Raw genomic sequence first — 17,360 nt, 5'->3', positions numbered from 1 at the left:
AACTCTAAGTATAACGAGCTTAGAACTATTTTCGTATTATTAATACTAAAAATTCCTTTAAAGATTGATTTTTAATACATACAAAATATATATAGTACAGGAGCTAAACATCTTTAGCTGCTACTTTTTTAAACTGTTTGTAAATAAATTTCTTTTCTTCCAAGCTAAACTCCTTTCCTTCGAACCAGTCGTAAGCAGCAATTTTTTCATTTTCTATCTGTGCTTTTCTGATTGCTTCTAGTGATACTAAATGCCAATGTAAGCCTCGTTGCCTAGATACAGAATACCCCACTTCTTCTGTTATATAAGAGATTCTTGGCTCATTATACAGTTTAACTCCATTTTTAAGTATGGCCAATGTTTTCGTGAGCGAGACCACTTCAGAAAAGGAATACCGTATAAAATCGGCAAATCCATTTTGCTTTGCGTTGTACACTTTATCTCCTATTTCCAATTTTCTCATAAGCTTGTAAAGTGATCAAAAATAGTAGCTTCATCAACTTACAAACAAGCATCCTATAAAATTGTTATCAACAAAAAAAGAAAAGGCAGGCCTACGTTTTTTCTAAGTTTAACCTAAGAACAAGTAGAATAATTGAGAAAAAACAAACCTTAAAATTTGTCTATATTAGAGGTTCAAAATTAAACCTAACCATAAGTTATGAAAGTTTCAAACCCAGCAATATGCCTCGGTGTCACTTGTTTGGTATTACTAGCGGCATGCAAGCGATTGCCTAAAACAGAAGAAAACGTTTCTCCACCACCAAATATTATAATCATATATGCCGATGATTTAGGATACGGAGAACTGGGTGCTTATGGTGCCACTCAACTCAAAACTCCAAATCTGGATAAGCTGGCCAACGGTGGTATTCGTTTTACTAATGGTTATGCATCTTCGGCAACCTGCACGCCTAGTCGGTATGCCTTACTTACAGGTACTTATCCATGGAGGAACAAAAACGCGAAAATACTACCAGGTACTGCGGCTTTAATTATAGATACCTCGCAAATAACGATTCCGAAAGTGCTTAGCGCAAAAGGCTACCATACGGGAATTGTTGGCAAGTGGCATTTAGGCTTGGGTACCGGAAATGTAGATTGGAACCAAAACATAGGCCCAGGACCTAACGAGGTAGGTTTTGATGAGAGTTATATTATGGCGGCGACACAAGATCGTGTGCCTACCGTATATATAGAAAATGGAAAAGTGGATAATTTAGATCCCAACGATCCTATAGAAATTAACTATCAAGAGAATTTCGAAGGAGAAGTAACCGGAAAGAAAAATCCGGAACTGCTGAAAATGAAACCCTCCCATGGACATGATAATAGCATTGTAAACGGAATTTCCCGTATTGGCTTTATGAAAGGTGGTGAAAGCGCAAAATGGATAGATGAGGATATGGCCGACCATTTTTTAAAAAAAGCCCAGGAGTATGTAAAAACACATAAAGAAAAGCCATTTTTCCTGTATTATGCCTTGCAACAACCACACGTTCCAAGAACTCCACATCCACGATTTGTAGGTGCCTCCGGAATGGGACCTCGAGGAGATGTTATCATCGAAGCGGATTGGTGTGTGGGCGAATTCATTAAAACTTTGGAGCAAGAGGGTCTTTTAGAAAATACGCTTATAGTATTCAGCAGTGACAATGGCCCAGTAGTTGATGATGGCTACCATGACGATTCCGTAGAAAAATTAGGCAGTCACAAACCTGCCGGACCATTACGGGGAGGTAAATATAGTCTCTTTGAGGCAGGAACTCGGGTACCCTTTATAACCTATTGGAAAGGAACAATAAAGCCCGGTGTATCCAATGCCCTGGTGTCCCAATTAGATCTACTTAGCTCTATAGCATCTCTAACCGGAAGTGATGAAAGAGGAAAAGATAGTGAAGACCTCATGTCCACCTTTTTAGGTACTAACAAAATTGGAAGGGAGGAAGTAATAGTTGAAGCGACCTCTAGAACTGCATTTAGAAAAGGTGATTGGGCCATGATTCCTCCGTACAGGGGTAGACGGGTAAACACATGGGTAAATATTGAACTTGGCAATGACACTATATACCAACTCTATAATCTTAAAGTAGACCTTGAGCAACAAAACAACCTTGGCTCATCCAACCCGGAAATACTAAAGGAAATGATAGAAGACTATGAAGCTATTGTAGGCAAATCAGCCCGTCCGGAAATGGAGTTAAGATTAGATTAAGAGATTCTGTCAAGATATTTACTATTCTTGCGCTGCTTTATAAATGGCATCCAAAAGGCTTCCCTCTTCTTTAGTATCATTGCCTAATTCCCAAAACATAATACCCCCCAGACCTTTATCGATGGCATACTTTGTTTTTTTTGCCACAGAAACGGTATCGTCGTAAGAAAGCATTAAGCTATCTATGGCATTATACATGTAAGGCGCTTCCGCATTTTCATCCCAATACCGTTTAAAATTTGTATCGGCCTCATACCCTTTTCTAATTTGATGATAGGCCAACCAACCAATATGCATACCTCCACTACGTTGGTATAATCCATTATTTTCTGGCACAACTCCTTTCCATACCCTACCGTAAAAAGCTCCACCAATAACGATTTGTTTCGGCTCTACAGACTCTTTAATGAGATAGTCTACAATTTTTTGCGTTGAACGTGGATTAGGGTCTGAATTTCTGCCATTTTGATACAAACTATCCAAATGTGTATAAAACGGTGTCCCCTCAATATCCTGTATGGTAACATCTCCAAGTGCCGTATGATGGCCTGTATACTCAGACACACCCGACACCAAATCATAGGTCATTACATTGGTGTAATCGGCATACTTCATCACTTCATTAATTTCTATAAAATCATAATACCGTTTCCAACCAGCAGATGCAAAAGTTAGTACTTTTGGGGTATCAAACTCATCTAGCATCTCACGTAAACCTTTCATCAAAGCTGTAAAATTTTTGGTATCTTCTTCACGCGCCATGGTTCCGGCACCAGAAATACCCGGGTATTCCCAATCCATGTCCAAACCATCCAACTCATATTTTTTAATGAAATCCGATGCACTAGCTATAAATTTTGCTCTACCCTCAGAACTGAGTGCCATATCAGAAAAACCATCTGCCCCCCAACCTCCGCAAGCTATCATCACCTTTAAATCCGGATTACGTTGTTTTTGCCTTACTAACGCCTCCAGTTTTAGCCCCGCATCTTCGGGTTTTCTAAATTTCATTTCACCATCTATTACATTGGTAAACGAATAAATAATATGGGTAAGTTTTTCTACGGGTATCTTCTCTGGCTCATAATCAGCTTCCGGCACATAATACGCCATAATTACAATCTCTTGAGCGGCTTTAGATTGCTTGGGCTGTTCGGTCTGTTTCTTTGTTTTTGGGGAACAACCAATTGTACATACCAGGATTAAAAGATGAGCAATTATTGTGTTTTTATAGTCCATTCTATTTTTTGTCTTGTTAGTTTACTAAAATTAAATCGTGCAGATTAAATTGCTATCGAGTAAAATTATAAACGTTCTTAATACAACCTTTTCATTTGATTAGGAAGATAAAAACTAATTTTAGATTATGATTGACTATTTGTTATAAAATTATTTCTAACCAACCTATCGGTATCGTACATTGAAAAAGTAAGAAAGCATACCTCAGATCAATTAAAAAAACCCACTTAAATCGATATACTTAAAATTCATACCAGATGACCTATTAAAAAGCTTTTAGTGAATATGATATAATTGCTTCAAAAAATAGTGTGGTAAAGTTGGCCAGCCGAAAGACTATTAGATAAAACGGTATGTTTTCCCCTACATTTAAAAAAAAGAATTTTTCTGTAACCTTTTCATGAAACTTCAGTTTACCCTATTGAAGACCTAAAACCGAGAATGCAAGCACTGACCGATAATGCCTTGATGCTTAAAGTGAAACAAGGAGACCTAAACAAACTTGGCCTGCTATACGAGTGTCATAAAAAGAGATTATTCGGATTCTTTTACAATATGAATACTAATGCAGCACTTAGCGAAGATCTGGTTCAGAACGTTTTCGAAAGAGTACTAAAATATAGGCACACGTTTACAGGAGAGGGGTCCTTTTCGGCATGGATGTATCGTATGGCACGCAACGTGAACTACGACCATTTCAAAAAAAATAAAAACGAAAAAAATAACAGTTCTCTTGACGACATAGAATACAACTTGGCAGATGATGAAGACTTAAACGAACTAATGGATCAAAAGGATAATTTCAGTCAACTGACCATGGCCATGCAAAGACTACCGAAAGATAAAAGAGAACTATTGGTTCTTAGTAAACAGAAACAATTGAAGTTCACTGAAATCGGAGAACTACTTGGGTGTTCCGAGAGTACAGCTAAAGTACGGGCACATAGAGCGTTAAAAGAGTTGAGAGTGATTTTTTTACAAATGCAAGAACGATAAAACTATGGATTTCGAAAAATTTGAAATACAGGCAATTGACTACCTATCGGGGAATTTGGAAACTAGCGAACAAAACGATTTCGAAGAATTTCTGAACAATCATCCAGCATACCAAAACATTTTTGATGGTCTTAAAGATACCTGGCAAGATATAGATGCGATTAATATCCCTACCCCGTCCGGAAAAATGGATGAACGGTTCTATGATATGCTAAGCGAGAAAGCCGAAATGGCGACAAATGCCAACCATAAACAGTTATCTAGCTTTCGGATTATCATAGAACGTATGCTTAAGCCGCAGTTGGCATATGCTACCCTCATTCTTTGCACAGGTCTAGTTTTAGGCTATTTTCTGAGACCTTCAAGCAATCCCGAACCAATAAAAAGCTCGGTAGTGAAAGTTAGCGAACCCTATACAGAAGTTGTACGACAACAATTGGTACTTACCCTTTTGGAACAGCCATCTGCAAACCAAAGATTAAAAGGCATCAACGAAGCTAACAAGATTCAAAAAACAGACCAAACTGTAATTAGCGCCCTCTTAAAAACATTGAACAACGATACAAACGTAAACGTACGGTTGGCCGCCATAGAATCCTTGACCAACTACATTGATAATCCAATGGTACGTCAAGGCTTGGTGCAATCAATAGTAAAACAGGATTCCCCTATCGTACAAGTTACGTTAGCCAACCTTATGATGGCATTACAGGAGAAAGAGTCCATTGAACCGTTTAAGACCTTGATGCAAAACAAAGACTTGAATACCTCCGTAAAGGAGAAACTAGAAATAACTATTAAATCAATTATATAAATCATCCTTAACGGCCTTCGGGCGAGTTTATTCATCAATTCCAGTCATGTGCTGGATAAAATCAAAAACAATGAAAAAAATTACTATCATGGCCCTATTGGCGGCCACCTTAAATCTGCAGCACGCCACGGCACAAAAAGAGACCTTTCGAGAACTGATCAAAAAGGAACTTACCTATAAAACAGGAAGTTTAGACCGAATGTTTGAAGTGCAGAATCTGAATGGCTCCATTACGGTAGAAGGCTATACTGGGGACGTAATTTTAGTTGAGGTAGTAAAAACAATTTCTGCCGATAACAAGGCTAACTTGGAGCTTGGGCAACGTGAAATCGGGATAAATATCATTCAAGAAGGAAATACCATTGTCGTTTACCCTGAAGTTCCCAACATGGAATACCGGGATGGAGAATTTACCAATATAGACCGCAAACGTTGGCAAGCCTTGGATTATGAACACAATCTAAATTTCAAGATTAAGCTACCAAGTAATATCAAATTAGAAGTTGGCGCTGTTAACCAAGGTGAAGTTTTAATTAAAAATACGGAAGGGAACTATATCGAAGCTCGAAATATAAACGGAGGCATTATACTTGAAAATATTACCGGGCAAACCCAAGTGCATTGTATTAATGGGGAAGTAAAGATATCGTACGCTAAAAACCCCAATGAACCCTCTACCTACTATTCCTTAAACGGGGATATCACTATTACCTATCAGAAAAATTTATCTGCAAATATTGCATTCAAAAGCATGAATGGCGAACTGTTTACCGATTTTGATATTGCCAAACAGTTTACGAGAACTACAAAGGATGAGCCCGGCAAGAAAAGTACAAAATATAGGTTCGAGACAAAACCTGTTGTTCAAATAGGCAATGGAGGTATCGAGTTCGATTTTGAAACCCTGAACGGAGATGTGATCATTAAAAAAATATAATCATAGTATAATCAGTTACACACATTTTCTTACCCTAAACATTTCTAAGCAAGGGTATGGAAACCTTAAAACAATTAAAGATGAAACTTATAAAACTAGTCGTATTAGTAGTAGCCTTATTTACGGTACCATTATTGGCAAACGCGCAAACAGAAAGCGTTGAACTCTTCACTGTACCTTTAAGTAATCCAGACGCATCAGGGAAATTAATCGTGGAACAGTTGACGGGTTCTATAGATGTCATTGCCTATGAAGGGAAGGACGTAATCGTAAAAGCCTCATTTGGAAATAAGAAAGCACATTACAACGATAAAAATGAGAAAGACGGACTTAAGAAAATCGAAAATAGCTCCTTAAAAATTAGTGCAGAAGAAAATAATAACATTGTTCAAATTATAAATGAACAATGGAACAAGGCCACTAATCTTGAAATAAAAGTGCCGTCTAACTTCTCGTTGAAATTAGGGACTGTAAACCAAGGAAATATAACGGTCACTGGTGTAAACGGAGAAATGGAAATTAGCAACGTAAACGGGGAAATAACGTTGACCAATGTAAATGGGTCTGCATCTGCCGATACCGTTAACGGAGATATTAAAATAAACTTCCTAACAGTAATAAATGGGGCCAGTATGGCATTTAGTAGTATGAACGGTGATCTTGAAGTCACTTTTCCAAAATCGGTAAAGGGGAACCTGAAATTAAAGTCTGAACAAGGTGATATCTATACGGATTTTGATATGACGATTGATAAGCAAAAACCAGTGGTCGATGAAAATACATCTAATGGAAAATATAAGGTCAAGATAGAACAATGGGTGTACGGAAAAATCAATGGTGGTGGACCTGAAATGCTCTTCAAGACATTTAATGGAGATATTATTATCCGTTCTAAATAGCTAGCCTGGTTGTAGATAAACAAGTTTAGGTAGCCTTATGATTTCTATTAACCTAGAATAGAGATTATAGTGACGAGTTATTAATAACTAATCTTGATACCATTATGAAAACTGTTTTTAGTACGATTATCTGGTTGCTCATTGCGGATACCAGCATGACTAATCATCAACTACAAAACACTTTAGTTGCATCAAAAGTTGAATATGATATTGAAGAAGTTCTAATTGAAGCAAAGGACGGTGCAACAATTTCTGCCATTGTGGTAAAGGAAAAAGGAGTAACCAAAGCCCTACCTGTAATTCTTCAGTATACAATATATGCCAGAAAAACGATATCGAGTCACTAAAAGGGTCCGTAGATAAGGGCTATATAGGTGTAATGGCATATTCTCGCGGAAAATATAACAGTCCGGACGAAATATGGCCCTATGAAAACGATGCTAATGATGCCTACGAGGTAATAGACTGGATTAGCAAACAAAAGTGGTCTGATGGGAAGGTTGGAATGTTTGGAGGTAGCTATAATGGATTTACTCAATGGGCAGCAGCGAAAAAGCTACATCCAGCACTAAAAACTATAGTGCCATATGTTGCAAACAGGCCGGGGATGGGATTACCAATGGAGAATAATATTTTCATAAATCCCAATTACGAATGGGCCTTCTATGTTGGGAACAATAGATATTTGGATACGTTGGCTGGTAACGACAGACAGCGAACCAGAAAAATGCAAAATGATTGGTGGGAAAGCGGTGTCGCATATCAAAAGCTAGATAGTATAGATGGTAGACCCAATAAATGGTTTCAAAGATGGATCAGCCATCCGTCCTTTGATTCGTATTGGCAAAGGATGGCACCTTATCAACAGGATTTTGCTCAAATTGATATCCCCGTTCTTACTATCGATGGTTATTATAACGACTCTCAAAATTCTAGTTTATACTATCTGAGAGAACATTATAAGTACAATCCTTGTGCTGAACATTATTTGATTATTGGACCCTATACCCATTTTGGTGCACAAAGGGGAGGCTACCCCGAAGTAAATGGTTACGAAGTAGATAAAGCCGCGCTTATAAATACGCATAAAATTACGTATCAATGGTTTGATTATATCTTTAAGGCTGGGGCTAAACCCAATATTCTCAAGGATAAAATAAATTATCAGGTAATGGGAACGAATGAATGGCGAAGTGCCTCCTCGGTTCCAAAAATGAGCACCGATTATCTAAAACTGCATTTGATTGATGAAAAAACCGAAGCCTTTTATTCCCTAAAATCGGAAAGACCAGAAAAGGAAACGTATTTAAGTCAAATTGTTGACTTTTACGATAGGGATGAATGGAATAACACTGGCTACTATCCCGATCCTATTGTATTGAATGAACTGAACACCAATAGTGGGTATATATTTATGAGTGAACCGATACAAAAATCGTTTTTGATTAATGGTTCGTTTGAGGGTGAGATAGTCGCAAGTATCAACAAGAAAGATATGGATATCGGTGTCACCCTGTACGAGTTGATGCCAAACGGGCAGTATTTTCATTTATCCTATACTATTTTTCGTGCTAGTTATGCCAAGGACAATACAACTAGACAGTTATTGACACCAGATACAAAGGAAGCAATCCCAATAAAAAACACTCACCTCGTAAGCAAGTTATTGGAAAAAGATAGTCGGATAGTCGTAGTGCTAGATGTAAATAAAAATCCGTTTTCACAATTAAACTACGGTACGGGAAGCGATGTAAGCCTCGAAACTATTGCCGATGCAAAGGAAGCGCTGCATATCAAGTGGTTCACTAGTAGTTTCATTAGCATTCCTATTTGGCGCGATTAAATTGGTAATGAAAACATATCGATATTAAAGTACTCTGCACACTACTACTTTTTACAGTGGCCCATTGTAAAGTGATAGTATTGGGTCTGGGAACACAAGAAAATAAATTCGTTACAATGCACCCAAATCAGACAAACTTTACTTTAGCTACGCTACATCCAAAATTGTACTGCTTTACCGATTTTCTAATGGTTCCACTGGTATATAAAATAGTTTTGAAGAAAATTAGTTTATATGAAAGCAATATATTTAAAAGTAAAAAATAGTGTAGAGCGTCAAGACACATCTGCAGCAATAGTTTGTTTGATTATATCGTTAACAGTATTCTTCATCATGAAAGTCCTGTCTAGGGAAGTTCCTCTTTAATATAGAGTTAAACACAACTATTTACTTTTCAACCGGGCCGATGATCTAGCGATCCTAGAGCTATTTACAAGCACACAAAATAGTGGGAAGTGGATTATTTAGTATTGCAAAGAATAAATATTCACGGGCAAATTTTTCCTTTACAGACTTCAGGATATTTGGATCATCCAGTATTTTGGTTAGCGGTTGTTCCTTATAGAAGAAAGCCCCACTTTCCATTTCCATTTCTATTCCTATGGCACACCCGAGCAAAACTACCTATTCAAATACAAACACGAAAATTAGTATTCTCCTAGGAATTCAACTACCCGCTTGTAAAACTTCATTCAATTAGATTTTTAATTTTCCCTAGAGTCTACCGTATTTTGGACTCCAATCCTGTGAAATCCTTATTGGTAAATATTTCCTTACTAATAAGCGTTGCAACTGTTCTTCTTCCGTTTTGTGAGCGATATCTTTTATCAAAACAACTTACCCGCCTTTATCTCTGTACATTTTAAAATACAAAACTTATTTCTTACAAGGAATTGAGCCCACATTATTTAACTCGAAGTGGCTATTATTTCTTTGTGAATGAAAACCTCTACAATTCAAATAGTTACAGGATTTTATTTCGTGTTAAACGACTATTCGAGGAGATATAGGGATTTGATAACCAAAAACAGGAAATCCTTGGAAAGCATTGCAAGAAACACCACACACTCAAAAAGCTAGGTGAGCTGTTTGGTTTTTTTAAGTAAAAAATGCTTAAGCAATTCCAACAAACAAAAAACCCATTACTAAAAAGCGATGGGTTTCTTTATGCGGAGAAAGAGGGATTCGAACCCCCGGAGGTGTGACCCTCAACAGTTTTCAAGACTGCCGCATTCGACCACTCTGCCATTTCTCCAAGTGTCTCATCAGGTATTGCCTGAATGCGGGTGCAAATATAGAACCATTTTTCTACCTAGTAAAGCCTTTTTGGTAAATTATTTGTACAAATTTACTAAACTAAACACCTCTTTCTATTGGATAGCTTAACTATCCGTATTAGTTTCCCATTTTTAAATTCAATACTGAAATAATGCCGCAACCTTTAGTAAGTATCCTTATGCCGTATAAAAATACCGCCACCTATCTAAAAGAGTGTTTGGACTCCATACTTGCACAAAGTTATATCAACTGGCAGCTTATTGCCATAGACGACAACTCTACGGATGATAGTTTTGCGTTGGTAACCGAATATTCCAAAAAAGATGCACGGATATGCACCTATGCCAATATTGAAAAAGGGATTATCTCAGCCTTACAAATGGCGTACAAGCATAGCCAAGGGGAATTTATTACCCGTATGGATTCAGATGACCTTATGACGACAAATAGAATTAGTCTAATGGTATCCCATCTAACCGAAAAAGGAAGCGGATACTTGTCTGTTGGTCAGGTACGTTATTTTTCTGGACGAGGGATAAGCAATGGCTACGCCCGATATGAACAATGGCTCAATGGATTGACAGGTCGAGGTTCTAACTTTACGGAAATTTATAAGGAATGCGTAGTCCCCTCACCTTGCTGGATGGCGCACCGCAGCGACTTTGATGCCTGTAACGGTTTTGATGGTGATCGCTATCCCGAGGATTACGACCTGGCATTCCGGTTTTATGAAGGCGGACTCCAAATTATTCCCTGTCAAGAAGTTTTGCTCTTATGGCGAGATTACGATTCCCGTACATCACGCACTAGTGAGCACTTCGCTCAAAATTATTTTCTAGATATTAAGCTGCACTATTTTCTAAAACTCCACTGGGACAAAAACAAACAGTTGGTCGTTTGGGGAGCAGGAAAAAAAGGAAAACAGATTGCACAAATGCTACTAGCTGCCAACATAGTTTTTCTTTGGGTCTGTGATAATCCCAAAAAAATAGGAAGGGATATTTACGGTATACGCTTACAAACATTTTCGGATTTGGAAAAGATGGGCGATTCTCAAAGTATCATTACAGTGGCCAACGAGGGCGAACAACAAAACATACGCACCCATTTACATCAACTGGACAAAAAACCAATGACCGACTACTTTTTTTTCTGTTAGACGGCGCTACTGCAAATTTTAAAAATTAGCCAAATATTAACCCCAACAGGCCTAAGTTGGTACACCCAAAATAAGTATCTTTGCATAATCAAAATAAGGAATGCAGTTTAAATATCCAGAACTTCTTTGGGCGCTACTACTTCTAGTCATTCCTATTATTATTCATCTTTTTCAGCTTAGAAAATTTAAGAAAACACCATTTACCAACGTAAAACTTCTTAAGAGGGTTGTTTCGGAGTCCAGAAAGAGTAGTTCTATAAAAAAATGGATTATCCTGTTCACAAGGCTTGGTCTTATAGCCATGCTAGTTATAGCCTTTGCGCAACCTTTTAAAGCAGAAAACAATGCACTACAAGAAAAAGAGTTCGTCTTTTTTTTGGATAATTCTTTTAGCATGCAGGCCAAAAAAGAAGGTAGTACACTGCTACAAAGTGTAGTGCAGGATTTTATTAAAAACGTACCAAAAGAAGAACGGTTTACGCTGTTTACAAACAGCAACGTTTACACAGCCGTTACGATACAGGATATTCAAAATGACTTGTTACAGCTACCAATAAGCACTAATCAATTGACGATTGAAGAAATTCTCTTAGCAGCCGAAACCTATTTTAAACCCGAAGCTGGGACTGTAAAAAATACAGTATTAATCTCTGATTTTCAGAAGAGTATGGGTCCTGTTCCTCTCGATAGCCTTTCGAATTCGACCCTTCACTATATTCAACCAAGTTTAGAATCAGTTACAAATATTTCAATTGACTCCCTTTATCTTAGCACGGCAGATAATGATAATGTGGAGCTCACCGCTAAACTTTCTGCAACTCATGAAGCGGAAACTACAGCGGTTTCCTTGTATAATAATGATACCCTAATCGCAAAAACAGCAGCCAAATTTAACACGAACAAAAAGGCAACGGTCCGTTTTTCGATTTCGGCAAATCTGTCGATTATTGGGAAGGTGGTGCTAATGGATAACGGCCTTACCTACGATAACCAATTTTACTTTAACATAGACACCCCAGAAGAACTAAAAGTACTCTCACTGGGCCCGGCAGATACGGACTATCTTTCCAGAATATTTACAAATCCCAATTTTTCCTTTACCACTAGTAGTTTGGCCCAATTGAATTACGCTGCTTTAGAGAACTATAATCTTATCGTGTTAAATGAACTGAAATCGATTCCTACGGCGCTAACGACTGCCATACTATCCTATACGGATAACGGAGGGAACATTATCATCATACCCGGTGAGGATATAGATATCCCAACTTATAATCAACTCTCAAGATACTATTTTAACACTCGATACGACCGTAAAATAAATCAGGAAATTGCAATTGCCAATGTACTATTCGACCACCCGATTTACAAGAATGTTTTTGAAAAAAGAGTTACTAATTTTCAATATCCAAAGGTAAATACTTCCTACACTATTACTACTTCCAGTCCAACGGCACTAAGTTTGCAGAACGGCGCACCCTTTCTTACAGGTAGCGGTAATGTATATTTTTTCACGGCCAGTTTATCACAGGACAATTCAAACTTTAAGAATTCCCCATTGATCGTTCCTACCTTTTATAATATGGGCAGAAACAGTCTTAAATTACCACAATTGTATAGCACTTTAGGGGAAGGCACAACCGTTGAAATTCCCATCTCCTTATCAAAGGATAATATCCTTACCTTAACAAAAGAAACAGAAACAATTATTCCACAACAAAGACTGTTGCCCAAGAAGGTCGTACTTTCATTTGATGAAAACCCTACAACGGACGGCATATTCTACATAGAAAATAATGGAGTTCCGTTACGAAACATTAGTTTTAATTACAGTAGGACAGAGAGTGTACTATCCTACCTAAACCTTGATGGCATTTCAGCAGAGCAAAGACACCAAAACGTTCCAAGCTTTTTTGAGGAAGGTAAAAAGAAAAACAGTATAAACGAGTTTTGGAAATGGTTCGCTATTTTAGCGTTGCTGTTCGTCTTTTTAGAAACCCTATTCCAACGATTATTGAAATAAAGCAGTTCGAAAATAATGCATTAGGCAAATGAAAATACTCTTAAAATCCGCCAAAATAATAGATTCCAAGAACACGGAGCTACACTTAAAAAAGAGGGATATCCTAATAAACAATGGCATCATTGAAAAAATTGCTGTTACCATAGACCCACCTACTAAAACAAAGGTGGTTTCGCACAATAATCTGCATGTGAGTATCGGTTGGTTCGATACTGGTGTAAGTTTTGGAGAGCCTGGGTATGAGGAAAGGGAAACGATTACGAACGGACTCCTATGTGCCGCAAAAAGCGGATTTACGGATGTAATATTGAACCCAAGTAGCCATCCCGTTCCCGATAGCAGTTCGGATATTGTGTTTTTGAAGAACGCTGCTAAAGACCATCTTACAGGATTGCATCCCTTAGGGAATCTTACGATGAAAGGCGAAGGCGAATCCTTGGCCGAACTGTACGATATGCAGAAAGCTGGTGCGGTAGGGTTTTATGACTATAAACAAGCTGTTTCCAATTCCAACCTGTTAAAAATAGCCTTGCAATACGCACAGGGTTTTGATGCATCCGTTTGTTCCTTTCCCTTGGATGCCAAAATAGCCGGTAAGGGTGTCGTGAGCGAAGGAACAGAAAGTACGCAATTAGGGTTAAAAGGAATTCCGGCACTGGCAGAAGAACTACAATTGGCTCGTGATCTTTATATTTTGGAATATACAGGAGGTAAATTGCATATCCCCACCATAAGCAGTAAAAATTCGGTCATCCTTATCGCTGCCGCCAAAAAGAAGGGACTCAATGTTACCTGCAGCGTAGCCGTACACAATCTAATTTTTAACCATACCGCATTACGTGAATTTGATACTAATTTCAAAACACTTCCCCCGCTTAGAACAGAAAAAGACAGTAAAGAACTAATTAAAGGAGTTAAAAATGGCACTATCGACTTTGTGACAAGTGACCATACACCATTGAATATTGAATTAAAGCAAATTGAATTTGATAATGCAGCAAATGGAACTATTGGACTCGAAACTGCTTTTGGTGCACTACAAATGATATTGGATTTAGAGACGACCATTGAACTTTTAACGAAAGGAAGAGAAACATTTGGCTTGGAAACACCAAAGCTAAAAGAGGGAATGAAGGCATCATTAACTTTGTTTGAACCGGAAAGGGAATATGAGTTCTCGGATTCGGATATTTTGAGTTCCTCTAAAAATAGTATGTTTTTAGGTAAAAAGTTAAAGGGAACCGTATTGGGTACAATTGCACAACATAAACTGCTTTTAAACTTTTAAGCTATGACCATGAATAACGATAAAGTAGCTGGTAAAACCACGGCAATCGTTGCCTATCTAACCATTATAGGTTCGTTAATTGCACTTAGTATGAATGCGGAACCAAAACATAGATTCGCTAGGTTCCATACCAGACAAGCTTTTGGCTTACATGTAATATTTATTGCATTTGGCCTTTTAAATAACCAATGGGGCAGTATATATGGGTTTTATGGCCTTTATATCTTTTACCTTGTACTTTGGTTCTACGGGTTTATAGGCGCTATTAGCAACAAAGAACAGTCTGTGCCCGTTTTAGGTTCCTACTTTCAAAAATGGTTCACTTTTATTTCTTAATCCGATGACTACAGCCCCCCTTTCCTTAGAACATATTGTTAGACCTTCTTCCATTACAGACAAAAAAGCACCTGTTTTGTTTATGCTGCATGGTTATGGCAGTAATGAGGACGACCTCTTTTCTTTCGCTTCCGAGCTACCAGAGGAACTTTGTATTGTTTCTGTTAGGGCGCCTTATTCATTACAGCCTTACGGATATGCTTGGTATGCCATTAATTTTGATGCGGATAAAGGAAAATGGAGCGATGACGAACAAGCGATAGTATCCCGCGAAAAAATAGTGCAGTTTATAGAAGAAGCCTGTACTGCGTATTATCTGGACAAACAAAATATAAGCTTATTAGGGTTTAGCCAAGGCACCATATTAAGCTACAGTGTTGCACTCTCCTACCCTAGCAAAATAAAAAATGTTATCGCCCTTAGCGGATATATAAATGAAGGAATCTTGCTAGATGGCTTTGAGGACGGAAACTACACGAATCTGGATATCTATGCTTCCCATGGTCAGGTAGATCAGGTGATTCCTTTGGAATGGGCACAACGAGCTCCAGAACTACTGAAAAGGCTAAAAATACGTCATGTTTTTGAAGAATTCCCCGTCGGACACGGAGTCGCACCACAAAACTTCTATGCACTCAAAGAGTGGTTGTCTACTAGAATATAATAGTTTAGACATCTTTAATGTATAACAGCAGCAAAATTGAAACCATTAGTATTGATTACAATACTAGAAACCATCACTAATTGAACCGTTAGGCTTGGTTTTTTGATAAAGCGAAATACGTAGACCTAAAAAGTACTCAGCAATCCGTCTTAATATCGGTCTATCCTTAATTACTTCTCGTATAAAGTAAATGATCTTTAAGTGTGAAATCAACCCCCATGTCATCCTTAAGTTCATAACCAATGAGCACTTCGCCCCAATACTTGCCATCTGAAAAATCGGCCAGTATCCATTTATGATTCAAAATTTTAATTTTATTGATTTTAAAATCGTTCTCCATACCTTCATAAGGTATCAAAGGATTGTCTCCCTTGGATTCATTGGTCTCTAGTAGCTTATCTGCTATGTATCGCGTTGGGTTTTCCAAATTAAGATGCTCATAATAGGCCAAGGCATCGTCATTATTCTCCAATGAAAAATACTGCATTTCTAAAACCTTTAACTTGGATTGTTGCAAGGAATCTTCCAACGTACTTACTTCTTCTTTTAATTTTAAAATAGAACCCATGTTTGCTTCGGCCATGTTCCCACTGCTCACAAAAAGATAGAGACATACTAACGCCGTAAAAAGAAACAGATAAAGAAAGATTTGATTTTTCATAATAGCTATAATTCAATATTTACACTCTTGATTCTAAAGTTTCTACATTTTAATCTGACACCAGTTTGTGCCAACCCTATATCTATCAAATTTCTATTGTAAGATTGTCATAGGCCAAATGAACATTTTTAGGAAGGCTCTTTTCCACTTCCGCATGGAAGCCCATTAGGTGACTAATATGGGTGAAATATGCTTTTTCCGGTTTTACCATGGCAACAAAATCCAACGCTTCCTTTACATTAAAATGAGAGTGGTGCGGTTCGTTTCGCAGCGCGTTTACCACCAATATTTTAGTGCCTAAAATTTTCTTAAGCTCTTTATCTTTAATCGATTTTACATCCGTGAGGTAGGTAAAATCATCTATGCGATAACCAAAAACCTTTAATCTGTTATGCAAGGCCTGTATCGGAATTATTTTTTTTCCCCCAAACATAAAATCATCATTCTTTTTCACATAATTGATTTCGACAGCAGGAGCACCCGGATACCTATCCTTTTCATCAAAAATGTAACTAAACCTTTTTTTCAAAGCTTTTACTACCTTTTTATGGGCGAAAATAGGAATATCGCCTTGCTTAAAAAAAAACGGTCGGATATCATCTATACCGGCAGTATGATCTGAATGTTCATGCGTAAACAAAATAGCACCCAACGAATCAACCTTGTTAGTAAGCATTTGTTGTCTAAAATCAGGGCCACAATCAATAACGCAGTTATGGGAATCCCAAGATACAAGCACGGATACCCGTAGTCTTTTATCCCTCGGGTCTTCACTTAAACAAACAGGATGTTTACTACCGATCACCGGCACTCCCTGAGAAGTTCCCGTTCCTAAGAAAGTAATTTTTAACGCCATATTCCAGTATACAAATTTAGGGCTTTAATAGTACAACTCACAACTCAAAACCAAGAAGCATTTACTACTATTTAGGCGAACTTGATTGTTTTAAATATCACAAAAATTGATTACCTGAAAGTAATTTCAAATTTTTGAATGGTTTAACCGTT

At 37.6% G+C, this 17,360-nt stretch carries 16 protein-coding genes and 1 tRNA gene; 12 read left to right on the top strand and 5 right to left on the bottom strand.

Features of this window, described 5'->3' with window-relative positions; all coding sequences use genetic code 11:
- Window positions 1-103: 103 nt before the first annotated feature.
- Window positions 104-463, bottom strand: coding sequence for a pyruvate kinase (locus MS6x_RS17950; RefSeq protein ID WP_482604026.1), 360 nt, complete (start codon window positions 461-463; stop codon window positions 104-106).
- Between the two features lie 198 nt (window positions 464-661).
- Between MS6x_RS17950 and MS6x_RS17945 the strand changes: the two genes are divergently transcribed.
- Window positions 662-2,215, top strand: coding sequence for a sulfatase family protein (locus MS6x_RS17945; RefSeq protein WP_482604024.1), 1,554 nt, complete (start codon window positions 662-664; stop codon window positions 2,213-2,215).
- 21 nt (window positions 2,216-2,236) lie between these two features.
- Here MS6x_RS17945 and MS6x_RS17940 read toward each other — a convergent pair whose 3' ends face one another.
- On the bottom strand, window positions 2,237-3,454 hold the full coding sequence (locus MS6x_RS17940) for a glycoside hydrolase family 18 protein (protein WP_482604022.1): 1,218 nt from the start codon (window positions 3,452-3,454) through the stop codon (window positions 2,237-2,239).
- A 441-nt stretch (window positions 3,455-3,895) separates the two neighbouring features.
- On the opposite strand from MS6x_RS17940, the gene MS6x_RS17935 reads away from it, so the two are divergent.
- The 6 genes from MS6x_RS17935 (at window position 3,896) to MS6x_RS17910 (ending at window position 8,943) form a co-directional block, all read left to right on the top strand.
- Complete coding sequence (locus tag MS6x_RS17935) at window positions 3,896-4,450, top strand: RNA polymerase sigma factor (protein WP_482604021.1); 555 nt, start codon at window positions 3,896-3,898, stop codon at window positions 4,448-4,450.
- 4 nt (window positions 4,451-4,454) lie between these two features.
- Window positions 4,455-5,264, top strand: a complete 810-nt coding sequence (locus MS6x_RS17930; RefSeq protein ID WP_482604019.1) for a HEAT repeat domain-containing protein — start codon at window positions 4,455-4,457, stop codon at window positions 5,262-5,264.
- Window positions 5,265-5,334: 70 nt separating this feature from the next.
- Window positions 5,335-6,201 carry a DUF4097 family beta strand repeat-containing protein gene (locus tag MS6x_RS17925; protein ID WP_482604017.1) on the top strand — a complete coding sequence of 289 codons (867 nt, stop codon included), beginning with the start codon at window positions 5,335-5,337 and terminating at the stop codon, window positions 6,199-6,201.
- Window positions 6,202-6,281: 80 nt separating this feature from the next.
- Complete coding sequence (locus MS6x_RS17920) at window positions 6,282-7,100, top strand: DUF4097 family beta strand repeat-containing protein (protein WP_482604016.1); 819 nt, start codon at window positions 6,282-6,284, stop codon at window positions 7,098-7,100.
- A 104-nt stretch (window positions 7,101-7,204) separates the two neighbouring features.
- Window positions 7,205-7,447: a hypothetical protein gene (locus MS6x_RS17915; RefSeq protein WP_482604015.1), complete on the top strand. Its 243-nt coding sequence runs from the start codon at window positions 7,205-7,207 to the stop codon at window positions 7,445-7,447.
- Between the two features lie 32 nt (window positions 7,448-7,479).
- On the top strand, window positions 7,480-8,943 hold the full coding sequence (locus MS6x_RS17910; RefSeq protein ID WP_482604013.1) for a CocE/NonD family hydrolase: 1,464 nt from the start codon (window positions 7,480-7,482) through the stop codon (window positions 8,941-8,943).
- A 1,170-nt stretch (window positions 8,944-10,113) separates the two neighbouring features.
- Here MS6x_RS17910 and MS6x_RS17905 read toward each other — a convergent pair.
- A tRNA-Ser gene (locus MS6x_RS17905) sits at window positions 10,114-10,198 on the bottom strand.
- A 174-nt stretch (window positions 10,199-10,372) separates the two neighbouring features.
- On the opposite strand from MS6x_RS17905, the gene MS6x_RS17900 reads away from it, so the two are divergent.
- The 5 genes from MS6x_RS17900 to MS6x_RS17880 all read left to right on the top strand — a co-directional run bounded on the left by MS6x_RS17900 (window position 10,373) and on the right by MS6x_RS17880 (window position 15,691).
- Window positions 10,373-11,380, top strand: a complete 1,008-nt coding sequence (locus MS6x_RS17900; protein WP_482604011.1) for a glycosyltransferase family 2 protein — start codon at window positions 10,373-10,375, stop codon at window positions 11,378-11,380.
- Window positions 11,381-11,480: 100 nt separating this feature from the next.
- Window positions 11,481-13,403 carry a BatA domain-containing protein gene (locus MS6x_RS17895; RefSeq protein ID WP_482604010.1) on the top strand — a complete coding sequence of 641 codons (1,923 nt, stop codon included), beginning with the start codon at window positions 11,481-11,483 and terminating at the stop codon, window positions 13,401-13,403.
- Between the two features lie 28 nt (window positions 13,404-13,431).
- Window positions 13,432-14,691, top strand: coding sequence for a dihydroorotase (locus MS6x_RS17890; protein WP_482604009.1), 1,260 nt, complete (start codon window positions 13,432-13,434; stop codon window positions 14,689-14,691).
- Between the two features lie 3 nt (window positions 14,692-14,694).
- The gene (locus tag MS6x_RS17885; RefSeq protein WP_482604007.1) at window positions 14,695-15,027 is read left to right on the top strand and encodes a hypothetical protein; all 333 of its coding nucleotides are present in this window, start codon (window positions 14,695-14,697) and stop codon (window positions 15,025-15,027) included.
- Between the two features lie 4 nt (window positions 15,028-15,031).
- Complete coding sequence (locus MS6x_RS17880) at window positions 15,032-15,691, top strand: alpha/beta hydrolase (protein WP_482604006.1); 660 nt, start codon at window positions 15,032-15,034, stop codon at window positions 15,689-15,691.
- Window positions 15,692-15,857: 166 nt separating this feature from the next.
- Here MS6x_RS17880 and MS6x_RS17875 read toward each other — a convergent pair whose 3' ends face one another.
- A complete protein-coding gene (locus MS6x_RS17875) occupies window positions 15,858-16,352 on the bottom strand; it encodes a hydrolase (protein ID WP_482604004.1) in 495 nt (164 codons plus the stop codon).
- An 85-nt stretch (window positions 16,353-16,437) separates the two neighbouring features.
- Window positions 16,438-17,208: an MBL fold metallo-hydrolase gene (locus MS6x_RS17870; protein ID WP_482604003.1), complete on the bottom strand. Its 771-nt coding sequence runs from the start codon at window positions 17,206-17,208 to the stop codon at window positions 16,438-16,440.
- Between the last annotated feature and the right edge of the window lie 152 nt (window positions 17,209-17,360).

This window comes from Maribacter sp. MS6 (genome assembly GCF_056839185.1).
The sequence above is the reverse complement of the archived record's forward strand: the minus strand, read 5'-3'. Positions and strand labels throughout refer to the sequence as shown.